Here is a 2,001-nt window from a genome sequence, read left to right as displayed (position 1 = left end):
TTTACTTCAACAACTCACGGGCGTTCGCCACGACGTTATCAACGGTAAAGCCAAACTCGGCAAACAGTTGTTCTGCCGGTGCGGATTCACCAAAGCTGCGCATGCCAACAATACGACCATTCAGACCGGTGTATTTAAACCAGAAGTCCGCAATTCCCGCTTCTACCGCAACGCGTGCCGTTACGCCTGATGGCAATACCGATTCACGGTAAGCGGCATCCTGACGGTCAAACACTTCGGTACAAGGCATGGACACCACGCGAACCTTACGGCCTTCGGCCGTCAGTTTGTCTGCCGCATCTACCGCCAGACTTACTTCAGAACCGGTGGCAATCAGAATTAACTCCGGCGTACCTGCACAATCTTTCAGCACATAACCACCGCGGGCTACGTTCCCCAGCTGTTCGGCACTACGCGGCTGTTGAACCAGATTCTGACGGGAGAAAATCAGTGCACTCGGACCATCCAGACGCTCAATCGCCGCTTTCCACGCAATGGCTGATTCAACCTGGTCACACGGACGCCAGGTGCTCATGTTTGGCGTCAGACGCAGGCTGGCCATCTGTTCTACCGGCTGGTGAGTCGGGCCGTCTTCGCCCAGACCAATGGAGTCATGGGTATAGACAAACAGGCTGCGAATTTTCATCAGCGAAGCCATACGTACCGCGTTACGGGCATATTCCATAAACATCAGGAAGGTGGCACCGTAAGGCACAAAACCACCGTGCAGGGCGATACCGTTCATGATTGCCGACATGCCAAACTCGCGCACGCCGTAGTGAATGTAGTTACCCGCCAGGTCATCCACAATGGATTTTGAACCGGACCACATGGTCAGATTGCTGGGTGCCAGGTCGGCTGAACCACCCAGAAACTCCGGCAGGACTTTACCAAAGGCTTCCAGTGCGTTTTGTGATGCCTTACGGCTGGCAATGTTGGCCGGATTTGCCTGTAAATTCTCGATAAACTTCTGAGATTCTGCCTGCCACTGTGCCGGTAACTGATGGCTCACGCGACGGCTGAACTCTGCCGCCAGCGCCGGATGGGCGGCACGATAGGCAGCAAACTGCTTGTCCCACTCGGCTTCCGCGGCCTTACCGGCAGATTTGGCATCCCAGGCGCCGTAAATTTCCTGAGGAATAACGAACGGCTCGTATTTCCAGCCCAGCGCTTCACGGGTGGCCGCGACTTCCGCATCACCTAATGGTGCACCGTGGCTGTCGTGCGTACCCGCTTTGTTTGGAGAACCAAAACCAATGATGGTTTTGCACATCAGCAGGGAAGGTTTACCGGTCTCTTTCTGTGCCTGCGCTACTGCCTTGCGAATGGCTTCTGAGTCGTGGCCATCAATGCCGCGAATAACGTGCCAGCCGTAAGCTTCAAAACGCATCGCCGTATCGTCAGTGAACCAGCCCTCAACGTGACCATCAATGGAGATGCCGTTGTCATCGTAAAAAGCAATCAGCTTGCCCAGCTTCAGGGTACCGGCCAGTGAACAGGCTTCGTGAGATACCCCTTCCATCATGCAACCGTCGCCCATAAAGGTGTAGGTGTAGTGGTCAACAATGTCGTGACCCGGGCGGTTGAACTGGGCCGCCAGCGTGCGTTCGGCAATCGCCATACCGACGGCGTTACAGATACCCTGACCCAGCGGACCGGTGGTGGTTTCCACGCCCAGTGCATAGCCATATTCCGGGTGGCCCGGAGTGCGGGAATGCAGCTGACGGAACTGTTTTAAATCGTCGATAGTCAGGTCGTAACCACTCAGGTGCAACAGGCTGTAAATCAGCATGGAGCCATGGCCATTAGACAGCACGAAACGGTCGCGGTTAGCCCACTGCGGATTGGTTGGATTATGTTTTAGGAAACCGCGCCACAGAACTTCCGCGATATCGGCCATGCCCATCGGGGCTCCCGGATGGCCTGATTTGGCCTTTTGTACGGCGTCCATACTGAGGGCGCGAATAGCGTTAGCGAGTTCTTTATGAGAAGGCATTATTA

1 protein-coding gene is annotated in these 2,001 nt (G+C 55.2%); it reads right to left on the bottom strand.

Annotated elements, in window-relative coordinates:
• Nucleotide 1: 1 nt before the first annotated feature.
• Nucleotides 2-1,996 carry a transketolase gene (gene tkt / locus LPW36_RS17555; RefSeq protein ID WP_230611878.1) on the bottom strand — a complete coding sequence of 665 codons (1,995 nt, stop codon included), beginning with the start codon at nt 1,994-1,996 and terminating at the stop codon, nt 2-4.
• Nucleotides 1,997-2,001 lie beyond the last annotated feature (5 nt).

Origin of the sequence: Limnobaculum eriocheiris (genome assembly GCF_021010575.1) — a bacterium.
Taxonomy (GTDB): Bacteria; Pseudomonadota; Gammaproteobacteria; order Enterobacterales; family Enterobacteriaceae; genus Limnobaculum; species Limnobaculum eriocheiris.
The sequence above is the reverse complement of the archived record's forward strand: the minus strand, read 5'-3'. Positions and strand labels throughout refer to the sequence as shown.

Coding starts and splice junctions, on each gene's coding strand:
- tkt (WP_230611878.1), bottom strand. CDS start 1,996: ATGCCTTCTCATAAAGAACTCGCTAACGCTATTCGCGCCCTCAGTATG.